The organism is Ornithinibacillus caprae (genome assembly GCF_009728145.1).
Lineage (GTDB): Bacteria > Bacillota > Bacilli > Bacillales > Amphibacillaceae > Ornithinibacillus > Ornithinibacillus caprae.
Genome location: NZ_WOCA01000040.1, coordinates 1 through 585 on the forward strand (window position 1 = coordinate 1; position 585 = coordinate 585).

General features: G+C 33.7%; 1 protein-coding gene. It reads left to right on the plus strand.

The window, feature by feature from the left end; translation table 11 throughout:
* Window positions 1-73 precede the first annotated feature (73 nt).
* The coding region (locus tag GMD78_RS21265) for a transposase (RefSeq protein ID WP_343042471.1) at window positions 74-585 on the plus strand (512 nt) is incomplete at its 3' end.

Genomic DNA, 585 nt, shown 5'->3' on the forward strand with positions numbered 1-585 from the left:
TATTTAGAATACTTTAACAATTCACCGCGTTAATTTGTTATAATATAAGTAACAATACAAGGCGGTGGTAACTGTGTTTCATACTAGAAATAATACTCAAAATGAAGTGGAATTTGTAAGTATAGAAGACTTAGTACCCCAAGATCATTTACTTCGTAAGATAGATAAACATATCGATTTTTCTTTTATTATTGAAAAGGTTAAACCTTATTATTGTGAGGATAACGGACGTCCTTCACTAGATCCCCTCGTACTATTTAAAATGATGTTTATAGGATACTTCTTTGGCATTCGTTCCGAACGCCAGTTAGAAAAAGAAGTTCAATTAAATGTAGCCTATCGATGGTTTTTAGGATTACGACTAACAGATCCCGTTCCTGACCACACCACGATTAGTTGGAATCGTCGTAAGCGATTCAAGGATACCAACATCTTCCAAGAAATCTTCGATGAGATTGTTCTTCAAGCTATTAATCACAAAATGGTAGGTGGTAGAGTTCTATTTACTGATTCTACCCATTTAAAAGCAAATGCAAATAAGCATAAGTTTTCAAGAGAAGAAGTTGAAGTGGAAACAAGAGATTA